The following is an 18,086-nucleotide window of genomic DNA, read 5'->3' as shown; positions in this document are numbered from 1 at the left end:
TCCCCCTAACGCGCCATGAAAGGTCCTTTCCTTGCAAATTTTGCAAGGAAAGGACCTTTCATGGCGTCGCCGGAGGGGCTAGTCAGCGGGAGGCAGGTCCCCGAAGTCCTCGGGCACGATCTTGTCCAACGCCGCCCGGAACTCCTCCACTTCCCGTTCCTGCTCGACCGGATCGGACGGCACCGTCGGCAGTTCGGCGTCGGGCCCGGATCCCACGATCTCGACCCGCACCGAAGCCACCTCCAGTACCGAGTCGGCCACCTTGATCCCGACACCGGCGCGCAACCCGATCGCGACCGCGTCGCTCGGCCGGGCCGAAATGCGGATATCGGAGTCGAGCACGAGGTCCGCGAAGAAGATCCCGTCGCGCAGCGCGGTGACCTCGACGCCGGTGACGTGGTGCCCGAACGATTCCACCACCTGGCCGATCAGTTCGATCGTGCCGGGGCGCGGCAACTGGATCTTCTCCTGCGCGAGCGCCACCGCGCTCGCCTCGGGCCCGCCGATCGTGATCGCCAGCCAGCGGCGTTCGCCCTCCCGCTCGCGCAGCAGCATCACCGGTGCGGCTTCCGGAGCCAGGACTGCCATCCCCTCGACGTCCATCGGGATCATGCGCGGTACCTCATTCCTTCGGTGAGCCGGTGTCGTCGTCCGCCAACGCCTTGTCCGCCACCACTTCCGAGGGTGCGGGCTGGTCGCGGCGCTGGAACGGGGTCGTATGGCCCTCGGCGCGCAGCCGCGGGATCATATGCGGATAGTGCAGTTCGAACGCCGGCCGTTCGGACCGGATCCTCGGCAGGTCGAAGAAGTTGTGCCGGGGAGGCGGGCAGGTCGTCGCCCACTCCAGGGAATTCCCGTGTCCCCACGGGTCGTCGACCTCGACGACTTCCCCGAACCGGTAGCTGCGGACGACGTTCCAGAGGAACGGCAGCACCGACGCGCCGAGCAGGAACGCGCCGATGGTGGAAATGGTGTGCAGCAAGGTGAAACCGTCGGTGCTCAGGTAGTCGGCGTAGCGGCGCGGCATGCCCTGGTTACCGAGCCAGTGCTGGACCAGGAACGTCGTGTGGAAACCGATGAAGGTGGTCCAGAAATGCAGTTTCGCGAGCCGCTCGTCGAGCAGGCGTCCGGTCATCTTGGGGAACCAGAAGTAGATCCCGGCGAATGTGGCGAACACGATCGTGCCGAACAGCACGTAGTGGAAATGCGCCACCACGAAATAGGTGTCGTGGATGTGGAAGTCCAAGGGCGGCGCGGCGAGGATGATCCCGGTCAGCCCGCCGAGCAGGAACGTCACCATGAACCCGATCGACCACAGCATCGGTGATTCGAAGGTCAGCTGCCCCTTCCACATGGTGCCGATCCAGTTGAAGAACTTGATCCCGGTCGGCACCGCGATGAGGAAGGTCATGAAGGAGAAGAACGGCAGCAGCACCGCGCCGGTGGCGAACATGTGATGTGCCCAGACTGCGAAGGACAGCGCAGTGATCCCGATCGTCGCGAACACCATGAGTTTGTAGCCGAACAGCGGTTTCCGGCTGAACACCGGGACGATCTCGGTGATGATGCCGAAATACGGCAACGCGACGATGTACACCTCGGGATGGCCGAAGAACCAGAACAGGTGCTGAAACAGGATCGCCCCGCCGTTGGCCGGATCGAAGACGTGCGCGCCGAGCCGTCTGTCCGCTTCCAGCCCGAACAGCGCCGCGGTGAGGATCGGGAAGACCGCCAGGATCAGGATCGTGGTGAACAGGATGTTCCAGGTGAACAGCGGCAACCGCCACATGGTCATCCCCGGCGCGCGCAGGCAGAGGATCGTGGTGACCATGTTGACCGCGCCGAGGATCGTCCCGAGCCCGGAGACGATCAGGCCCATGATCACCAGATCGGCGCCGACACCCGGCGTGTGCGCGGCGCTGGAGAGCGGCGTGTACATCGTCCAGCCGAAGTCCGGCGCGCCGCTCGGCGTGACGAACGAGCTGAGCACCATCAGCCCGCCGAAGAGGTAAAGCCAGTAGGAGAACGCGTTCAGTCTCGGGAAGGCGACGTCCGGTGACCCGATCTGCAGCGGCAGGATGTAGTTGGCGAAGGCGAAAAGGTTCGGTGTCGCGTACAGCAGCAGCATGATGAGGCCGTGCATGGTGAACAGCTGGTTGTACTGCTCCTGCGACAGGAACTGCATACCCGGCCTGCCCAGTTCGCCGCGCATCAGCAGCGCCATGAACCCGCCGGCGAGGAAGAACCCGAACGAGGTGCACAGGTAGAGCAGGCCGATCGTCTTGTGGTCGGTGGTGCGGATGACGCTGAGGAACACGCTGCCCTTGGGGGCACGACGGCGTCCGCCGAAGCGGACGGCCTCCGGCCGGGGCGATGTCTTCACGGCGGTCATGGCCACTCCCAGCACGAGGACACACCTTCTGACAGCTGGTACCCCTCCAGGAGAGTCCCTACACACCGGCTTTTCAAGAGCTGGTGGCCGATTCGCCCGTTCGCTTCAGCCGCGGGTACTCCGGGACCGGACGGCGAGCGCCAGCAGCGCGGCGGCCGGTCCGGCGAGGCGCCGCCCGGCGGGCCACACCGCCCGCAGTTCCCGGCCGAAATCGACACCCTCGACCGCGACCTGGACGAGCCTGCGGTCGGCGACGTCCCGCGCGACGTCGAGTTCGCTGATCACCGCCGGTCCCGCGCCCGCGACAACGGCGTTGCGGACCGCGGAGGCGGATCCCAGCTCCAGCAACGGTTTCGCCGGGCCGACGCCTGCCTTGCGCAACGCGGTGTCCACGGTTTCCCTTGTCCCGGAACCCGGCTCGCGGACCACCAGCGGCGTGACCGCCAGTTCGGCCGCGGTCAGCGGCCGTCGCCGTCGCGCCCAGGGATGGCTTCCGGCCACGACGAGGACCAGCCGATCGGTGGCCACCCGCTTGGCCGAAAGACCGGGCAGCGCGCCGGGCGACTCGACGAAACCGAGGTCGACCTTGCCCTCCCTGGCCAGTTCGGCGGCCTGGTCGGAGTTCGTGACCTCCAACCCGAGGTAGAGCCCCGGATTCCCGCGTTTGAGTTCGCCGATCCAGCCCGGTACCAGGTGTTCGGCCAGCGTCATGCTCGCGGCGACACGCAGTTGCGCCTCGTGCTGGGTGCGCAACGCTTCGGCACCGTCGAGGAGCCCGTCGAGTTCGGCGAGCACGCGGTGGGCCCAGCCCGCGATGACCCGGCCGTCGGGGGTGAGCGCGGATCCGCGCCGGGTGCGGTCGACCAGCACCAGCCCGAGCCGTCGTTCCACTGTGGACAGCCGTTTGCTCGCCGACGGCTGTGCGATCCCGAGCCTGGCCGCGGCCTGCCCGATACTGCCGAGCTCGTCCACGAGCACCAGCAGGCGCAGGGAGTCCAGATCGGGTGTGGTCATAGCCGGAGTCTATGACCTACCCCTCGTATTCCCCGCTACCGAGGCCGACCCGTCGCGGCGATGCTCGAACCATGAGCACCACGCACGCGAGACCGACCAAGCCCTACTTGACCGCTTTGGCCATCACCGGCGCCGGAGTGGCCGCCGCGTACCTGGTCGGCACCGCGGTCCCGGTCGTCAGCGCGCTCACCATCGCCGTCGTGCTCGGCATCCTCACGGGCTCGCTGCCCGCGCTGTCGGACGAGACCCGGAAGGCGATCTCCGGCGTCACCAAGAAACTGCTTCGCGCCGGCGTCGTGCTGTTGGGTCTGCAGCTCTCGCTCCCGTCGGTGCTGGCGCTCGGCCCCGGCACCCTGCTCGCCGTCGTGCTCACGGTGGGCGTCACTTTCCTCGGCACGATCGGCCTCGGCAGGCTCATCGGCGTGCCACGCGGGCTGGCGATGCTGGTCGCGACCGGGTTCTCGATCTGTGGCGCGTCGGCGATCGCCGCCATGGAAGGCGTCGTCGAACGGGAGGACTCCGACGTCGCGACCGCGGTCGCGCTGGTCACCTTCTACGGCGGGCTCGCCATCGCGGCCGTCCCGCTGCTCGGCGGCTGGCTGCGGCTCGACGCGGTCCGTATCGGCGAATGGGCCGGGCTCAGCGTGCACGAAGTCGCGCAGGTCGTCGCCGCGGCGACGCCGGCGGGCAGCGCCGCCGTCGCGGTCGCCATCGTGATCAAGCTCAGCCGGGTGGTCCTGCTGGCGCCGATGGTCGCCGCGGTCGGCGTGCACGAACGCCACCGCCCCGCCGACGGCGGCAAGCGTCCGCCGCTGGTCCCGCTGTTCGTCATCGGTTTCCTCGCGATGGCCGCCGTGCGCAGCACCGGGATCGTGCCGGGCGTCGCGCTCGACGTCGCCAAGGTCGCCTGCACGCTGCTGCTGGCCGCGGCGCTGTTCGGCCTCGGCTGCGCGGTCCGGATCGGCACGCTGATCCGGACCGGGGGCCGCGCCCTGCTGCTCGGTCTGCTCTCCACCCTGCTGGTCGGGACGACCGCGCTGGTCACGCTGGCCGTGCTCGGCTGAGCACGGCCACCGCGAGCAGCGCCACGACGCCGCCCGCGAGCATCACCGCCGGGACGGACACCGCGTCGACGACGAATCCGCCCAGCAGCGCGCCCGCCGAGAGGGTCGCTTGGAACGACGAGGTGAACAGCACCGACGCCGCCTCGGGAGCGTGCGGGGCCGCCTTCGCGAACCACGTGCCTGAGCAGACCGGGACCGCCCCGTAGGCGAAACCCCAGAGCACCAGCAGCGCCAGCGCGCCTGCCGGGGACTCCCCGAGGAGCGGCAGCGCACACGTCGCCACGCCGATCGACCCCGCCGCGGCGAGGAAGGTCAGCCGGAGATCGCGGGCGATCGCCGCCCCCGCGACGAAATTGCCCGCGATCCCGGCGGTGCCGTAGACGAGCAGGAAGACGGTGATCGGCTCCGGGCTCACCCGGGTCACCTCCCGCAGAAGCGGCGTGACGTAGGTGTAGGTGCCGAAATGAGCGAGCACGACCAGCAGGGTGACGAGCAGGCCGAGCCGGGTCGCCCGCTCGCGCGTCAGCTCGCGCAGGACGCGGAGGCGGGTGGCAGCCACCGGCGGCAGCGAAGGCAGCGTCACGGCGAGCAAGGCGAGGACACCGATGGTGAAGACGCCCATCATGGCGAAGGCCGCCCGCCAGCCGAACAGTTCACCGACGAAGGTCCCCGCCGGCACGCCGAGAACCGAGCCGAGCGGCACGGCCGAAAAGATCACCGCGGTCGCCGTACCCGCCCGTCCGGGGCCGACGAGCCGCGCGGCGAGCCCGGAACCGATCGCCCAGAACGCGCCGATCACCAGCCCCACCAGGATCCGGGAGACCAACACCGCCCAGTAGGCCTGCGCGGTCGCCGCGACGACGTCGGCCAGCGCCAGCACCGCCATCAAGGCGCACAACAACGCCCGCCGGTCGATCCGCCCGGCGGCGACGGTGACGGCCGGGGCGGCGAGCGCGGCGAGGAAGCCGGGCAGGGTCATGGTCAGGCCCGCCGTCCCCGGCGTGATCCGGAAGTCCTCGCCGATCGGGGTCAGGAGGCCGATCGGCAGGATCTCCGTGGTGACGAGGGAGAAGATCCCCAGCGTCACCGCGAGGACGGCGAGCCATCCCTTCAGCGGGGTCCGGGCGGAGGTGTCGAGGGTCGAGGCGGTCATAGGCCCCAGCCCATCACCGCGCGGACACCGCGGTCTGGCGGAATCGCGACGTGGCTGTGGAGCTAGTTACGCGAGCGCTGGGTCACCACGATGCAGGCGACCACGATCAACGCCGTCACCGGCGCGGCCGCCGGAAGGTGCTCGCCGAGCAGCAGGACCGCCCAGACCAGGGTCAGCAGCGGCTGCGCCAGCTGCAGCTGGCTCGCCCGCGCGACCCCGATCTCGGCCATTCCCCGGTACCAGACGAAGAATCCGCCGAACTGAGAGATGAGCGCTACGTACACCAGGCCGATGATCGCCTCGCCGCCGAGCTGCAGCGGTTCGGTCACCGACCCGAAGACCGTGAGCGCGGCGGTGACCGGCAGCGCGAGGACCAGCGCCCAGGCGATCACCTGCCAGCCGGCCATTTCCCTGGCCAGCCTGCCGCCCTCGGCGTACCCGAACGCGCACAGCACGAGCGCGGCGAACAGGAACAGGTCCGCTGTGGACAGTCCGCCACCGCTCTGGCTCACGGTGAACACCACCACCGCGAGCGCGCCCACCGCGGCGGCGAGCCAGAACCGGCGGGACGGCCGGTGCCCGGTGAGCCTCGACGAGACGATGGCGGTGGCCATCGGCAGCATGCCGATCACCACCGCGGAATGCGCCGTCGACGACGTCTGGAGGGCGAGGGTGGTCAGGGTCGGGAACCCGAGGACGCAGCCGATGGCGACCACGGCCAGACCGCGCCATTGTCCGCGCTTCGGCAGCGGGACCCGGAACGCGCGGAGAAAGGCGGCGGCGACGAGTGCCGCCAGGACGCACCGCGCCCCGGTGGCGGTCCACGGGCCGAAACCCTTGAGCGTCCAGACGGTGGCGGGGAACGTGAACGAGAAGGCGAAGACACCCAGCGCCGCCAGCACGGTCCCGGAGCGGACCGCTACTGCCCGATCTGCGATAGCGCTATCATCCAGTCTCATGTCCGATGGTAGCAGCGTCGCCAGCCTGGTCACACAGCTGCGTTCCGAGCTTGAGCGCTATCCGATCGACGGAAAGCTCCCGTCCAGCCGGGAGCTCGTCCGGCAGCTGAAGGTGAGCCCGGTGACGGTGTCGCGCGCCATCGCCGCGCTGGTCTCGGAAGGTCTGGTGATCACGCGCCCCGGCGCCGGTGTCTTCCGCGCCCCGCCGCGTCGCGAGTCGGTGGTGACCGGGGATGTCTCGTGGCAGGAGGTGTCACTGAGTTCGCAGTCCGGTCTCCGCGCGATCGACGCGACCGGGGTGCTCACCGCGCTGAGCGATCCGCCGTCGGGCGTCATCGACCTCAATGGCGGCTACACGCATCCCAGCCTGCAACCGGAACGGGAACTCGCGGCGGCGTCGGCAAGGGCCGGCCGTCGCCCCGGCGCGTGGACCCGGCCGCCGATCTGCGGTCTGCCCGAACTGCGGGCCTGGTTCGCCCGCGACATCGGCAGTCCGGTCAACGTCGAAAACGTCCTGGTCACCGCGGGCGGGCAGAGCGCGCTGACCACCGCGTTGCGCGCGCTCGGTGCCCCCGGCGCGCCGGTGCTGGTGGAATCGCCGACCTACCCGGGGATGCTGGCCATCGCGAGGGCGTCGGGGCTGCGGCCGGTCCCGGTGCCGATCGACCGCGACGGCGTCCGGCCCGAACTGCTCGCGGACGCCTTCCGCGACACCGGCGCGCGGCTGTTCGTCTGCCAGCCCGCGTTCCAGAACCCGACCGGCGCGGTCCTGTGCGCCGAACGCCGGGCCGAGGTCCTGCGGATCGCCCGTGACGCGGGCGCCTTCGTCATCGAGGACGATTTCGCGCGGCTGATGGCGCATCCCGGCAGTCCGGCTCCTCCGCCACCGCTCGTGGCCGACGACCCCGACGGCGTCGTGGTGCACATCCGGTCGCTCACGAAACCCGCGTCACCGAGCCTGCGGATCAGCGCGCTGGCCGCCCGCGGCCCGGCACTGGAGCGACTGCGGGGACTCCACGCCGTCGAGAGCTTCTTCGTACCCCGGCCACTGCAGGAAACCGCGCTGGAACTGGTGAGTTCTCCCGCCTGGACGCGCCACCTGCGGACGCTCGCCGCCGCGTTGCGCGAACGCCGCGACGTCGCCGTCTCGGCATTGCGGGAGTTCCTGCCCTCGTGGCGCGCCGTCCCGGTCCCGACCGGCGGCTATCACCTGTGGCAACCGCTACCCGGATCCGCCGACGAAGTGACGTTGACCAGCGCCGCTTTCCGCGCCGGAGTAGCGATCACCCCCGGCAGGCTCTACTTCGCGGCCGAGGCGCCGGGGCCCTATCTGCGCCTGAGCTACGTCAGCACCGCGACCGGCGCGCAGGTTCGGGACGGTATCCGACGCCTTTCCCAGGCGTACCAAGAGCTCCCCGGTTAACCCCCGGCGCGGTCTGCTCGTACCATCGCCCACGGAGGCGACGAGAAGGCATGACACAGCCGGCGGCGGAGCCGCACGATTCACCCGGCAGGCTCTGGGAGCTGCTCGACGACGTCGAGCGCAAGGCGCTGCGCGCCGAAGCCGAGCTGCGCCGGTACCCGGCCGGGACGGTGATCATCCGCGAGGGTGACCGGTCGGACTGGGTGCTGATCCTGATGACCGGACGGGTCAAGATCACGTCGGTGTCCACCGGCGGTTACGACGCCGTGCTGGCCGTGCGCGACCCCGGCGACATCATCGGTGAGATGGCGTCGATGGACGGCAGCCTGCGGTCGGCGACGGCGGTCGCCGTCGAACCGGTCACCGGGCTGTGGCTGTCCGCGCGGTCGTTCAACTCCGTGCTCCGCAGGCACGCCGGTATCTCCGTGGTCCTGCTCCGGATCATCACCTCCCGGCTGCGTTACGCCAATTCGCGTCGCACCGAATTCGGCGACAGCACCGCCGCCGAGCGGATCGCCGCGATCCTGGTCGACCTCGCCGAGCGCTACGGCGTCCCCGTCCCCGACGGCACCCTGATCGCGTTGCGGATCAGCCAGCGTGACCTGGCCGGTCTCGCGTCCGCGTCGCGGGAAGCGGTCGCCCGGACACTGCGGACCCTGCGCGCCGACGGACTGCTCAGCACCGGCCGCCAGCGGCTGGTCGTCCGGAGCCTGAACGACCTCAGGCAGCTCGCGCCCGACGACCACTGAGCCGCCACGGCAGGCCGAAGTGCCGCTCCACGCGTGCCCCGGTCACCGAGAACAGTTTCCGCACGCGTGGCTCGTTCTCCGGATCGAAGTCCGGCGTGGTCTCGATCACCGTCGCGAGTTCGCGGATGAGCCTGTCCGCGGCCGATCCCGGCACCAGCAGCACCCGCACCGGCGCGAGGCTGCGCACGGCCGGGGGCGGCGCGATGAGGTCGACCCTGGCGCGGACCAGGCCGGTGAGCCTCGCCAGCCAGAGGAAGCCGCCCGCCGCCGCCCAGGCGATGAGTTCCGCGAGGATGACCGGCGACAGGATCAGCGCCAATCCGGCCGCCTGACCGACGGCGAAGCCCAGCATCAGCCAGTCCTCGAAGCCCAGGCGTTCTTCGGCGCCGGACCGGCCCCGGTGCCGGGTGAACGACACTTCCCGGTAGCGCTCGCTCTCGGTGACGATGGCGAGCGGGCGGATCCGGCGCAGCCACGGCGCGAACCGGCGCACGATCAGCCACTCGCCGCCGTCGGAATCGGTCACCCGCATCGCACTCCCCCTTCCCGGTGACCGGATCCTGGCATAGATCGCCGGTCGTCATACGGCGACCCGGGGAGTCCGGCGGCGGAGCAGGGTGCGATGCCGCTCCACCTGCGCACCGAAGCGAGTGAGCACCTCGCGCACGACCGGATCGCCGGGGTCGAACATGACGCGATCGCGGAACAGGCCGCCCAGTTCGGCGACCAACGGGTCGGCGAGGTCTCTGTGGACCTTCAGGATCGTCAGCGAGACAAGGCCGTTCCGATCCTTGTTCCAGCCGGCGACATCGACCCGCTCCGGTGCCTTCCGGAACCACCGGACGGCCTGTGCGACGGTCCCCGCGACGACCTGCGCCAGCATCTCCAGCAGCCGAACCGGCACCAGCACCAGCCCGAAGAGCAGATAGAACAGGCCTTCGACGAGCCCTTCCAGGAGCCCCACCACGCCCAGCAGTCCGTAGACCGCCTTCTCCACGGGGCCGCCCGCGTCGCCTTCACGACTGTCCTTGCGGTCATTGGGCAAATCGTTGAGATACAGCGTCCAGTCCGCTGTGATCTTGTAGTGCCGGTAGCCGCCCTTGAGCAGCGCGAAGGGCTGTACCCACCGGCGCCACGGCGCGAAACGGCGAATGATCTCCCACTGACGCCCCTCGGGATCGATCACCTTCATTCGGCCCTCCCCTTTCCGATGTCACGCCGTGGCCGGCTGAAGGAACTTTGACAGAAGACGGTCTCTCGTTCTGCGTCACCTGACACAGAACGCGAAACCGGGTTGTACGCGCCTTGTACGACAGGGAGGGACGCTGCTGTCCCGTCACCCGGAATCGAATCCAGGACGGAGCACTCCCGTGAAGATCACTCGCGTCGCACAGGGCCTGTTCGCGGCCCTCGTCGCCATCGCGGCGGTCGGCGCCATCCCGGCCACCTCGCTCGCCGCTCCCACCGCGACGGCCGCCGTCGGAAACACGGTGGTGTACAAAGAGAAAACAGAAGGTTACGACTGTTTCAGAATCCCCGCCGTGGTCAAGGCGAACAACGGCGATCTGCTCGCGTTCGCCGAAGGCCGCAACGGCGGCGCCAGCTTCTGCAACGACAGCGGCGACATCGACCTCGTCGTGAAACGCTCCACCGACAACGGGAAGACCTGGAGCGCGCCGAAGATCGTCATCGAAGGTTTCGGTGACACCAAAGGAAATCCCACGCCGATCGTGATTCCCTCCACCGGGCGGATCGTACTGCTGTCGGTGATGGAATGCGTCAAGAATCCCGACTGCAACCGGATTCCGCGTGTTTCGATCAGCGACGACCACGGCCAGACCTGGACCGCGCCCAAGGTGCTCACCACCCAGCTCGGGTTCAGCACCGCGCCGGGATGGCTCGCGACCGGCCCGTCGCACGGCATCGTCCTGACCCGCGGCGCGCACGCCGGCCGGATCGTCGCCGGGATGAGCTACACCATCGACGGGAAGAACAGCGGCGCGCTCGTCTACAGCGACGACCAGGGCATCACCTGGAAGCGCGGTGCCACCGACACCCCGGCGACGTCGGCCGCGCTGAACCCGCAGGAGATCAGCGTCACCGAACTGCTCGACGGCCGGATCTACGCCGCGGCGCGTAACCAGGCCAACAACGACGACAAATGCCTCAGCGGTGGTGCGAGGAACCGCGCCTACGCCATCAGTTCCGACGGCGGGGCGAGCTTCTCCACCAAATTCACCTTCGAGGAGGACCTGATCACCCCGGTCGTGCAGGCCTCGACCGCGCGGATGACCGCGACCGACAAGGCGGGCAAGTACAACCGGATCCTGTTCGCCGCACCCTCGGTCTGCGACCGCCGCAAGGAACTCGTCGTGCGATCGTCGTTCGACGAAGGCGCGAACTGGCAGGGCAACTCCGCCGGGACGCTGGTGTGGAACGGCGACGCCGCGTACTCCGACATGGTCCAGCTGTCCTCGGGTTCGGTCGGCGTGCTGTACGAGGCGGGCCCGGCGGGCAACGCCAACGAAACCATCCGCTTCTCGACCGTGACCGAGACGACGCTCGGCGCCCCGGTGTGCGGCGGCGGATACGGCGTCATCGATTCGGCCCCACTCGGGACGGCGGGCACGGTTTACCTGTCCTACAACGCTTCCAACGGGCAGAACTGTGTCAGCACGATGAAGAGCACGGCCGCGGGCACCGCGACGGCGACGTCGGCCTACCTCGAGGTCCAGGGCGCGTCCCGGATCACCGACTCCGGCTCGTTCGCGTGGTTCGCCGGTCCGGTCCGCGCCTCCGCCGCGGACAAATGCGTCCGGTGGGGCGGTTCCGCGGGCGGCGTCACGTACAACAGCCCGTCGGAACACTGCGGCTGAGCACCGGGTCCCGTAAGTGGTGATGATGGTTGGGGCCAAGGGGTCTTAGGTGCCTACTGAAGGTGGCGGTCAGGTGGCCGCGTAAGTCCGTGAAGGCCTCCTTGCCTACCCTGAAGGGAGGGAAGGAGGCCTTCACGGACTACGCGAGCCATCCGCGGCCTCAGCAACACCACCAGCACCAGTAGTCACAGCGGCTGCGCGTGAAGGCCCCCTTCCCTCGGCTCAGCCGAGGAAACTCGACCTTCACACCTTCCCCAGGTACAGGATGGGCCCCTTCCTTGCGCCAGGCGCAAGGAAGGGGCCCATCATCCACTCACGAGGTCAAGCGCGACGCGAGACCCACCAGAGCCTTGCTCCCAGCACCACCGCGACCGCGGCGGAGGCGGTGAGCCACCAGAACGTCGCCCGGAACGCCGTCTCAGTCCCCGACGGCAGCAGGTTCGCGAGTACGACGGCGAACAGCGCCGTTCCCGCCGCGCCGCCGACGCGGCTGACGATGTTGATCTGCGCGGCGGCGTCGGGCATCTGTTCCTTGGTGACGGCCGCGTATCCGGCCGTCGTCGCGGGCATCAGCAGGAAGGCCACGGCGAATCCCCTGGCCAGCAACAGGATCTGCACGACGACGCCGTCCGGAGGGAAGCCGCCGATGGCGAACGGAACCGTGGTGGCGAGTGTCGCGACACTCCCCCATGCCGCGATGAGACCCGCACCGTAGCGGTCGGTGAGCCGCCCGGAGATCGGCAGCGCGATCGCGGTGCCGACCCCGAGACCCATCAGCAGCAGTCCCGTCTCGACGACGCCGTTTCCGCCAAGGACCTGAAAGTACAGCGGCAGCAGGAAAAGCGCGCCGAACAACGCCGGTGCGGCGAAGAAGGACAGGACGGCGGCCGCGGTGTAGACCCGGCTCCGGAACAGGGTCAGATCCATGACCGGGTTCTCGCGGCCCCACGAGCGCCGGACGAACAGCGCCAGCAGTACGACCCCTGCCACGAGGGGCACCAGCACACTCGCGCCGAATTGCTCGCCGCCCTCACCCCACGTGGTGAGCCCGTACAGCAACGCCGGGATCGCCGCGGTCACCAGGAGGAAGCCGAGCCAGTCGGGACGCGTCGCCGCACCCTTCTCGCCACGGGGAACCAGGCGCAGCCCGAGTACCAGCGCGATCACTCCGACCGGGATGTTGATCAGGAACAACCATTCCCACGACAGGGCGCGCAACAGGACACCGCCGAGAAGGGGACCGAACGTCGGGCCGACGCTCATCACGATGCCCAGCGTTCCCATGACCCGGCCGAGCCGGGCGGGTCCGACGGCCTGGCCGAGCACCGTTTGCCCGGCCGGCAGGAGCAGTCCGGCGGCGAGGCCCTGCAGCACGCGCAACCCGATCAGCCAGCCGATGTTCCCGGCGAGCGCGCACAGCACCGAAGCCACGGTGAACGCCGCCAACGAAACCAGCCAGACCCGGCCGGCGCCGAACCGACGGCTGAGCCAGCCGCACAGCGGCAGCGCGACCGCGAGCGCCACCAGGTACGCGGTGAAAACCCATTGCACGGAAGCGATTCCGGCGCCGAGTTCACGGGTGAGCGTCTCGGCGCCCACCGCGAGGACCGTGGTGTCCAGCATGGTCATGAACGCGCCGAGCACGATCACCCAGGCCATCCGCCAGGCCTCGGCCGGAACCTTGTCCGGCGGCGGGGCCGCCTCCGCCCGCCGTTCAACCGAAACAGCCATCGGGATGTTCTCCTCACGTGCCCGGGGAGCTTGACCCGGCTCACGCTAAGACCTCCAGCTAACTTGAGGTCAAGCGAAGAACATCCGCGTCACTTCGGCGGACGCAGCCGCGGGGAAAGTTTGGTGAGCGCCAATTTCTCCAGCTGACTGGAGATTTCCGCGAGCCCGGCGTCGAACCGGTCCAGGTCCACACCACGTTCGGACAACTCGTCGCGGACGTGCTTCTCGACCTTCGCCCAGTCGTTGCGATACCGGGTGGCGAGTTCCTTCCACGGCACGCCCGCCAGTTCGGCGGCGAGGTCGCGGTCATAGGTGAGCACCCCGCGCTCCATCAGGTACGCGATGCCCGGGTAGCCGAGATATCCCTGCCAGTACGACCCGTTGTCGTTGGCCGTGATCGACCCCGCGGCCGGATCGTGGCGCACGTCGTAGGTCTTCGCCTTGTCCGACGACGCGACGCGTGCCGTGTCACCCTCGACCTCGACCCGCCCGTCGGCCACCGCGCCGAGTGCCTCGTAGATCTTGATGACCGGGGACGGTTTCCATTCCGCGGCCACTCAGCCCTCCAGTCGTTCGAGCAGGACGACGTCCACGGTGTCGCCCTCTTCCTTGCCGATCGCCTTGCGCACGTCGGCCTTCACCGGGAGCTTGTGGGTGCCGTCGCCCAGCGCCATGAACGAACTCCGGAACGGATGCCCGTCGATGGTCCCGCGCACCTTGACCAGCCCCTTGGTGCCGAAGAACTCGGCGGAACCGGGCATGACCACGTACGTCCAGCCGCCCTTCTCCGGGCTCTTGAGCAGTGTCGCGGTGAACTGTTTGTCCATGGCGGCACCATACGACAGGGCACCGACAAAACCGTCTTTCAAAGTGCGACCCGGCCCGGCCGAAGGCCCCGCTATCGCGGACGCGGGTTCACCAACAGACACTCAAAGTGCGACCCGGGTACGCACGCGGCGGCCGACGTCGCGCGCCCAGGTCCGGATCGACGGCCAGTCACGGAAGTCGCCCGCCCAGGGGCCCGCGGCCATGATCTTCCAGAACAGGCCCCGTGCGGTGGCCGGGGTGAGCCTGCCGCCGAAGGTGGCCGTGCGCTCGGCGTCGATCCGCGCGGCGAGCAAGGCGACCCCGGCGGGCAGGCTGACCCGTTTGCCCGCGGCGAGCGGCCCGCACGGCCCGCTGTGGAACAGCCACACCGGGCGGTTCCGGAGCGCTTCCTCGTGTTCGGTGAGCAGGCGCACCGCCTCCGGCCGCCAGCGCCGGTGGTACAGCGCGCTCCCGACGATCACCGCGCCGTACGGTTCGACGTCCTCGACCTCGGCGGCGTCCAGCAGATCGGCCGTCAGGCCGATCTCCCGCAGCTCGGCGGCGATCACCTCGGCGATCTCCCTTGTCCCGCCCGATTGCCCGGCGTGGGCGACGAGTACTGCGGTCATGTCCCCATTGTCCGCGCGGCCGCAACCCGTGCCGCCGTCCGGCCCATCGACACGCCGCATTCGGTTCACCTCTTCACCCGTCGGGGGCGTCACTCACCCCGGTGGCAGGAAAGCCGGTCTCAAGGCCGGGTCGGGTTCGTCGTAGTAACGGTGGAACACCGCGGTCTGCCCGCCGGACAAGGGCGGGACGATCCAGCTCCACTCCGCCTGGCAACGGCGGCCCGCGCGTTCTTCCTTGGCGATATGGGTGAGGAACCGCCGCGATTCGGTGTGGTGGTCGGCGATGGTCACGCCCGCCGCGTCGAAGGAATGCTGGACAGCCAGCGTCAGTTCCACCAGTGCGCGGTCGCGCCACAGGGTGCGCTCCGACGCCGTCGAAAGGCCCATCAGGTCGGCGATCACCGGCAGCAGGTCGTAGCGGTCGGCGTCGGCGAGGTTGCGCGCGCCGACCTCGGTGCCGAGGTACCAGCCGTTGAACGGCGCGGCGGGGTAGGTGATCCCGCCGATCTCCAGGCGCATGTTGCTGATCGCCGGTACCGCGTGCCAGCGCAGCCCGAGGCCGGCGAACCACCGATGGTCGGGATGCGACAGCGGGACCTCCAGCACGGCGTCCGACGGCAGCCGGAACAGGCGCCTCTCCCCCGCTTCGGATTCGATGAGCAGCGGGAGCACGTCGAACGAGCCCTTGCGCTCGGGCGGGCGCCAACCGTGCGCCTGGACGGACTCGGTGAAGTCGGCGTAGCGCGGATCGCCCAGCACCGAGCCGTCGCTGAGCCGATAACCGGCGTACCGGATGAGCTGGTCGTTGTGGATCTTCGGCCCGGGCCCGGCCGGACCGTCCGGCGCGAACACGGTGACGGTCGAGCGGATCCGGCCGCCCCGGGTCGCCTCACGCAAATGGGTGACGCATTCCTCGGCGATGGCGGCCGCGCCGGTGACGTCACGACGGTCTCGCACCTTCAAGCCCTGCCAGTACAGCCTGCCGATGCAGCGCGCGGAGTTCCGCCAGGCCACCCGTGCGCCGAACTCGACTTCGGCCGTGGTGTGGCGATAGGTGCCGGTCTCGTGGATCTCGGCGCGGACCCGGTCGAGCCGCTCGCGCAGCCGCGCTTCCCCGCCGCCCTCTTCGGTATGGAAGAGCCGGAGAAAGCGCTCCGCCTCGGCCACGTCCACGCTGCGTCCCCGCGAGGCCACCTCCGGAGGCAAACGGGGGATGTCCGTCACCCGCATGGAGGCCGTCTTTACTTCGGCCTCCCACTCTCCGAATTCGACGCCGGCACCGGCGGCGGGAACGATCACCATTCCTCCTGCACTTCGGGAAATGCCCGGAGGATCACGCCTGATCGACGAGATGGCCGGGTCCGGGCCAGACGAAGGACGATACCCCACAGAAACACCGACACTATCCACCAAATGGCAGAAGCTCCATGTAAGGACCGGTTTTCGCAGGTGAAAAGCTTGCCGACGACAATATTTGGAATTGCTTGCGACTTCGAGGAAGATTCACCGAATTGCAGACGGTGAAATGATCACCTATTGTCAAGATCTCTTTTGTGATCGTTTCATCCGATAGCATCGATCACTCTTTCGAGTGCATTTACCCGCTTCTCCTCCTGCTTTATCCACGGACCGGTGTATTGACCCGCGCCCGCCGTCGCTAGAGTGCGGGGACCTCCGACGGAAAGGAAGCTCGTGGTCGACAGGCGGATCCCGGTCATCCTGGTCGCGGGCTTCCTCGGTTCCGGGAAGACCACCCTGCTCAATCACCTGCTGGCCAACCGCCAGGGTGCGCGGATCGGCGTCGTGGTCAACGACTTCGGGAGCATCGCGGTGGACGCGATGGCCGTCTCCGGCCAGGTCGACACGATGATGTCGTTCGGCAACGGCTGCCTGTGCTGCGCCGTCGACGCGAGCGGGCTCGACGCCATGCTCGCCAAGCTTTCCGAGGCCGAGGCCGGTATCGACGTCATCGTGATCGAAGCCAGCGGACTCGCCGAACCGCGTGATCTGATCCGGCTGATGATCGCCAGCGAGAACCCCGCCATCGCCTACGGCGGCCTGGTCGAGCTCGTCGACGCGGCCGAGTTCGAGCAGACCAGGCGGCGCCACCCGGAGCTGGACGAGCACCTCGGATTCGCCGACCTGATCGTGCTCAACAAGATCGACCGGGCCGACGAAGACGCCGTGGCCAAGCTGCGCGGCACGATCGACGAGATCGCGCCCGGCACGCCGGTGCTCGCGACCTCCCACGGCCGGATCGACCCCACCCTGTTCTTCGACGCCCGGCCGCGCGAACGGGTGGGGCAGCTGTCGTTCGACGACCTCCGCGAGGAGGAGCACGACCACGAGCACCACTTCCACACCGCCTACGACAGCGTCGCCTTCACCACCGAGCGACCGCTGGACCCGCGACGGCTGATGGACTTCCTGGAACAGCGTCCCGGTGGGCTCTACCGGATCAAAGGCTTCCTCGACTTCGGCCCGAACGGCCCGCGCTCCCGGTTCGGCCTGCACACGGTGGGTTCGTTCATCCAGGTGGAACGGTCGGCGTGGCCGTCCGGCTCGCCGCGCCGGAGTGAACTGGTGCTGATCGGCTCGGGGATCGACACCGAGGCCGTCACCGCGCGTCTCGAGGGGTGCGTCGCGGACGATCCCGGCGTCGTCGACGAGCGGGCAATGCTCCGCGTCCTGCGGTTCGTCCAGGACTGAACCCGGCCTGACACGCCGAAAGGCCGAAATACCGGGAATCGCCGCGTGTCTCCTTGACACTGATTCCCGGAAGGAATCTCGAGCTGGACCACCTGTATCGGGAGGACAGTTCCATGACGAACACCGCCGGACGCTGGTATCTGGTCGGCGCGCTGCCGGAGGATTCTCCCGCCGCGCATCTGATGACCCGCTCCGAAGACCTGCGCTACCGGCGTTCCGCCTGCGGGGACAAGGAAGCCCGCCTGTGGACTCCGGTGGATCTCACCACCACCGACGTCGTTCCGTGCCCCCGTTGTGCCGCGACCCTGCCGGGCCACCGGTCCACCCGCAAGGCCGAACCCGCCGCGAATACGCAACTCGCCTTCGACCTGCCGCTCTAGAACGCGTTTCGTCCTCTATTGGTGGGGAAGCCAAATATGGCATGTCCTCCTGCGGGTCCGGACCGCCAGAGGGGTGTCCGACTTGAGCGGTATGCATGGTTCCGCGTGGGGTCGGGGGTGGGGCACGTGGGGGGGTGACGGCATTGGCCCACAGCCCCCCGGCGCCAAAACCCACCGAATATCCCACTACGGGACTCGAA

18 protein-coding genes are annotated in these 18,086 nt (G+C 69.1%); 6 read left to right on the top strand and 12 right to left on the bottom strand.

Translation table 11 applies throughout. The features are described from left to right. Window positions 1–78: 78 nt before the first annotated feature. The 3 genes from ACZ5ZX_RS28570 to ACZ5ZX_RS28560 all read right to left on the bottom strand — a co-directional run bounded on the left by ACZ5ZX_RS28570 (window position 79) and on the right by ACZ5ZX_RS28560 (window position 3,406). The gene (locus ACZ5ZX_RS28570; RefSeq protein ID WP_465505060.1) at window positions 79–612 is read right to left on the bottom strand and encodes a bifunctional nuclease family protein; all 534 of its coding nucleotides are present in this window, start codon (window positions 610–612) and stop codon (window positions 79–81) included. 10 nt (window positions 613–622) lie between these two features. Then, window positions 623–2,392: an aa3-type cytochrome oxidase subunit I gene (gene ctaD, locus ACZ5ZX_RS28565; RefSeq protein ID WP_465505059.1), complete on the bottom strand. Its 1,770-nt coding sequence runs from the start codon at window positions 2,390–2,392 to the stop codon at window positions 623–625. A 105-nt stretch (window positions 2,393–2,497) separates the two neighbouring features. Further along, window positions 2,498–3,406, bottom strand: a complete 909-nt coding sequence (locus tag ACZ5ZX_RS28560) for a LysR family transcriptional regulator (protein ID WP_465505058.1) — start codon at window positions 3,404–3,406, stop codon at window positions 2,498–2,500. Window positions 3,407–3,477: 71 nt separating this feature from the next. On the opposite strand from ACZ5ZX_RS28560, the gene ACZ5ZX_RS28555 reads away from it, so the two are divergent. Further along, the gene (locus tag ACZ5ZX_RS28555) at window positions 3,478–4,470 is read left to right on the top strand and encodes a YeiH family protein (RefSeq protein WP_465505057.1); all 993 of its coding nucleotides are present in this window, start codon (window positions 3,478–3,480) and stop codon (window positions 4,468–4,470) included. Here ACZ5ZX_RS28555 and ACZ5ZX_RS28550 read toward each other — a convergent pair. Both ACZ5ZX_RS28550 and ACZ5ZX_RS28545 read right to left on the bottom strand, forming a co-directional pair. Next, the gene (locus tag ACZ5ZX_RS28550) at window positions 4,448–5,623 is read right to left on the bottom strand and encodes an MFS transporter (protein ID WP_465505056.1); all 1,176 of its coding nucleotides are present in this window, start codon (window positions 5,621–5,623) and stop codon (window positions 4,448–4,450) included. The two genes, ACZ5ZX_RS28555 and ACZ5ZX_RS28550, sit on opposite strands and share 23 nt — an antisense overlap. 62 nt (window positions 5,624–5,685) lie before the next feature. After that, on the bottom strand, window positions 5,686–6,582 hold the full coding sequence (locus ACZ5ZX_RS28545; protein ID WP_465505055.1) for a DMT family transporter: 897 nt from the start codon (window positions 6,580–6,582) through the stop codon (window positions 5,686–5,688). On the opposite strand from ACZ5ZX_RS28545, the gene ACZ5ZX_RS28540 reads away from it, so the two are divergent. Both ACZ5ZX_RS28540 and ACZ5ZX_RS28535 read left to right on the top strand, forming a co-directional pair. Then, the gene (locus ACZ5ZX_RS28540) at window positions 6,581–8,005 is read left to right on the top strand and encodes an aminotransferase-like domain-containing protein (RefSeq protein ID WP_465505054.1); all 1,425 of its coding nucleotides are present in this window, start codon (window positions 6,581–6,583) and stop codon (window positions 8,003–8,005) included. The genes ACZ5ZX_RS28545 and ACZ5ZX_RS28540 overlap by 2 nt on opposite strands. A 50-nt stretch (window positions 8,006–8,055) precedes the next feature. Next, the gene (locus tag ACZ5ZX_RS28535) at window positions 8,056–8,754 is read left to right on the top strand and encodes a Crp/Fnr family transcriptional regulator (protein WP_465505053.1); all 699 of its coding nucleotides are present in this window, start codon (window positions 8,056–8,058) and stop codon (window positions 8,752–8,754) included. Here the strand turns inward: ACZ5ZX_RS28535 and ACZ5ZX_RS28530 are convergent. Both ACZ5ZX_RS28530 and ACZ5ZX_RS28525 read right to left on the bottom strand, forming a co-directional pair. Continuing rightward, window positions 8,726–9,286 carry a hypothetical protein gene (locus ACZ5ZX_RS28530; protein ID WP_465505052.1) on the bottom strand — a complete coding sequence of 187 codons (561 nt, stop codon included), beginning with the start codon at window positions 9,284–9,286 and terminating at the stop codon, window positions 8,726–8,728. The genes ACZ5ZX_RS28535 and ACZ5ZX_RS28530 overlap by 29 nt on opposite strands. Window positions 9,287–9,334: 48 nt before the next feature. Continuing rightward, entirely contained in the window at window positions 9,335–9,946 is a 612-nt protein-coding gene (locus ACZ5ZX_RS28525; protein ID WP_465505051.1) for a hypothetical protein, read from the bottom strand. Window positions 9,947–10,124: 178 nt separating this feature from the next. Between ACZ5ZX_RS28525 and ACZ5ZX_RS28520 the strand changes: the two genes are divergently transcribed. Further along, entirely contained in the window at window positions 10,125–11,630 is a 1,506-nt protein-coding gene (locus tag ACZ5ZX_RS28520) for a sialidase family protein (RefSeq protein ID WP_465505050.1), read from the top strand. Between the two features lie 321 nt (window positions 11,631–11,951). On the opposite strand, the gene ACZ5ZX_RS28515 is transcribed toward ACZ5ZX_RS28520, so the two are convergent. The 5 genes from ACZ5ZX_RS28515 to ACZ5ZX_RS28495 form a co-directional block, all read right to left on the bottom strand. Further along, a complete protein-coding gene (locus tag ACZ5ZX_RS28515) occupies window positions 11,952–13,361 on the bottom strand; it encodes a DHA2 family efflux MFS transporter permease subunit (RefSeq protein WP_465505049.1) in 1,410 nt (469 codons plus the stop codon). Between the two features lie 89 nt (window positions 13,362–13,450). Then, the gene (locus tag ACZ5ZX_RS28510; RefSeq protein ID WP_465505048.1) at window positions 13,451–13,918 is read right to left on the bottom strand and encodes a hypothetical protein; all 468 of its coding nucleotides are present in this window, start codon (window positions 13,916–13,918) and stop codon (window positions 13,451–13,453) included. Next, the gene (locus ACZ5ZX_RS28505; protein ID WP_465505047.1) at window positions 13,919–14,188 is read right to left on the bottom strand and encodes a DUF1905 domain-containing protein; all 270 of its coding nucleotides are present in this window, start codon (window positions 14,186–14,188) and stop codon (window positions 13,919–13,921) included. Between the two features lie 102 nt (window positions 14,189–14,290). Further along, entirely contained in the window at window positions 14,291–14,797 is a 507-nt protein-coding gene (locus ACZ5ZX_RS28500; RefSeq protein WP_465505046.1) for a flavodoxin domain-containing protein, read from the bottom strand. Window positions 14,798–14,890: 93 nt separating this feature from the next. Further along, the gene (locus tag ACZ5ZX_RS28495) at window positions 14,891–16,099 is read right to left on the bottom strand and encodes a nitric oxide synthase oxygenase (RefSeq protein ID WP_465505045.1); all 1,209 of its coding nucleotides are present in this window, start codon (window positions 16,097–16,099) and stop codon (window positions 14,891–14,893) included. A 390-nt stretch (window positions 16,100–16,489) separates the two neighbouring features. Between ACZ5ZX_RS28495 and ACZ5ZX_RS28490 the strand changes: the two genes are divergently transcribed. Together ACZ5ZX_RS28490 and ACZ5ZX_RS28485 are read left to right on the top strand one after the other, a co-directional pair. Next, window positions 16,490–17,506: a CobW family GTP-binding protein gene (locus ACZ5ZX_RS28490; protein ID WP_465505044.1), complete on the top strand. Its 1,017-nt coding sequence runs from the start codon at window positions 16,490–16,492 to the stop codon at window positions 17,504–17,506. 113 nt (window positions 17,507–17,619) lie between these two features. Then, the gene (locus ACZ5ZX_RS28485; RefSeq protein WP_465505043.1) at window positions 17,620–17,886 is read left to right on the top strand and encodes a hypothetical protein; all 267 of its coding nucleotides are present in this window, start codon (window positions 17,620–17,622) and stop codon (window positions 17,884–17,886) included. Window positions 17,887–18,086 lie beyond the last annotated feature (200 nt).

The sequence above is a fragment of the Amycolatopsis sp. NPDC033938 genome, assembly GCF_055575975.1.
This window is presented reverse-complemented; position numbering and strand designations above follow the sequence as displayed.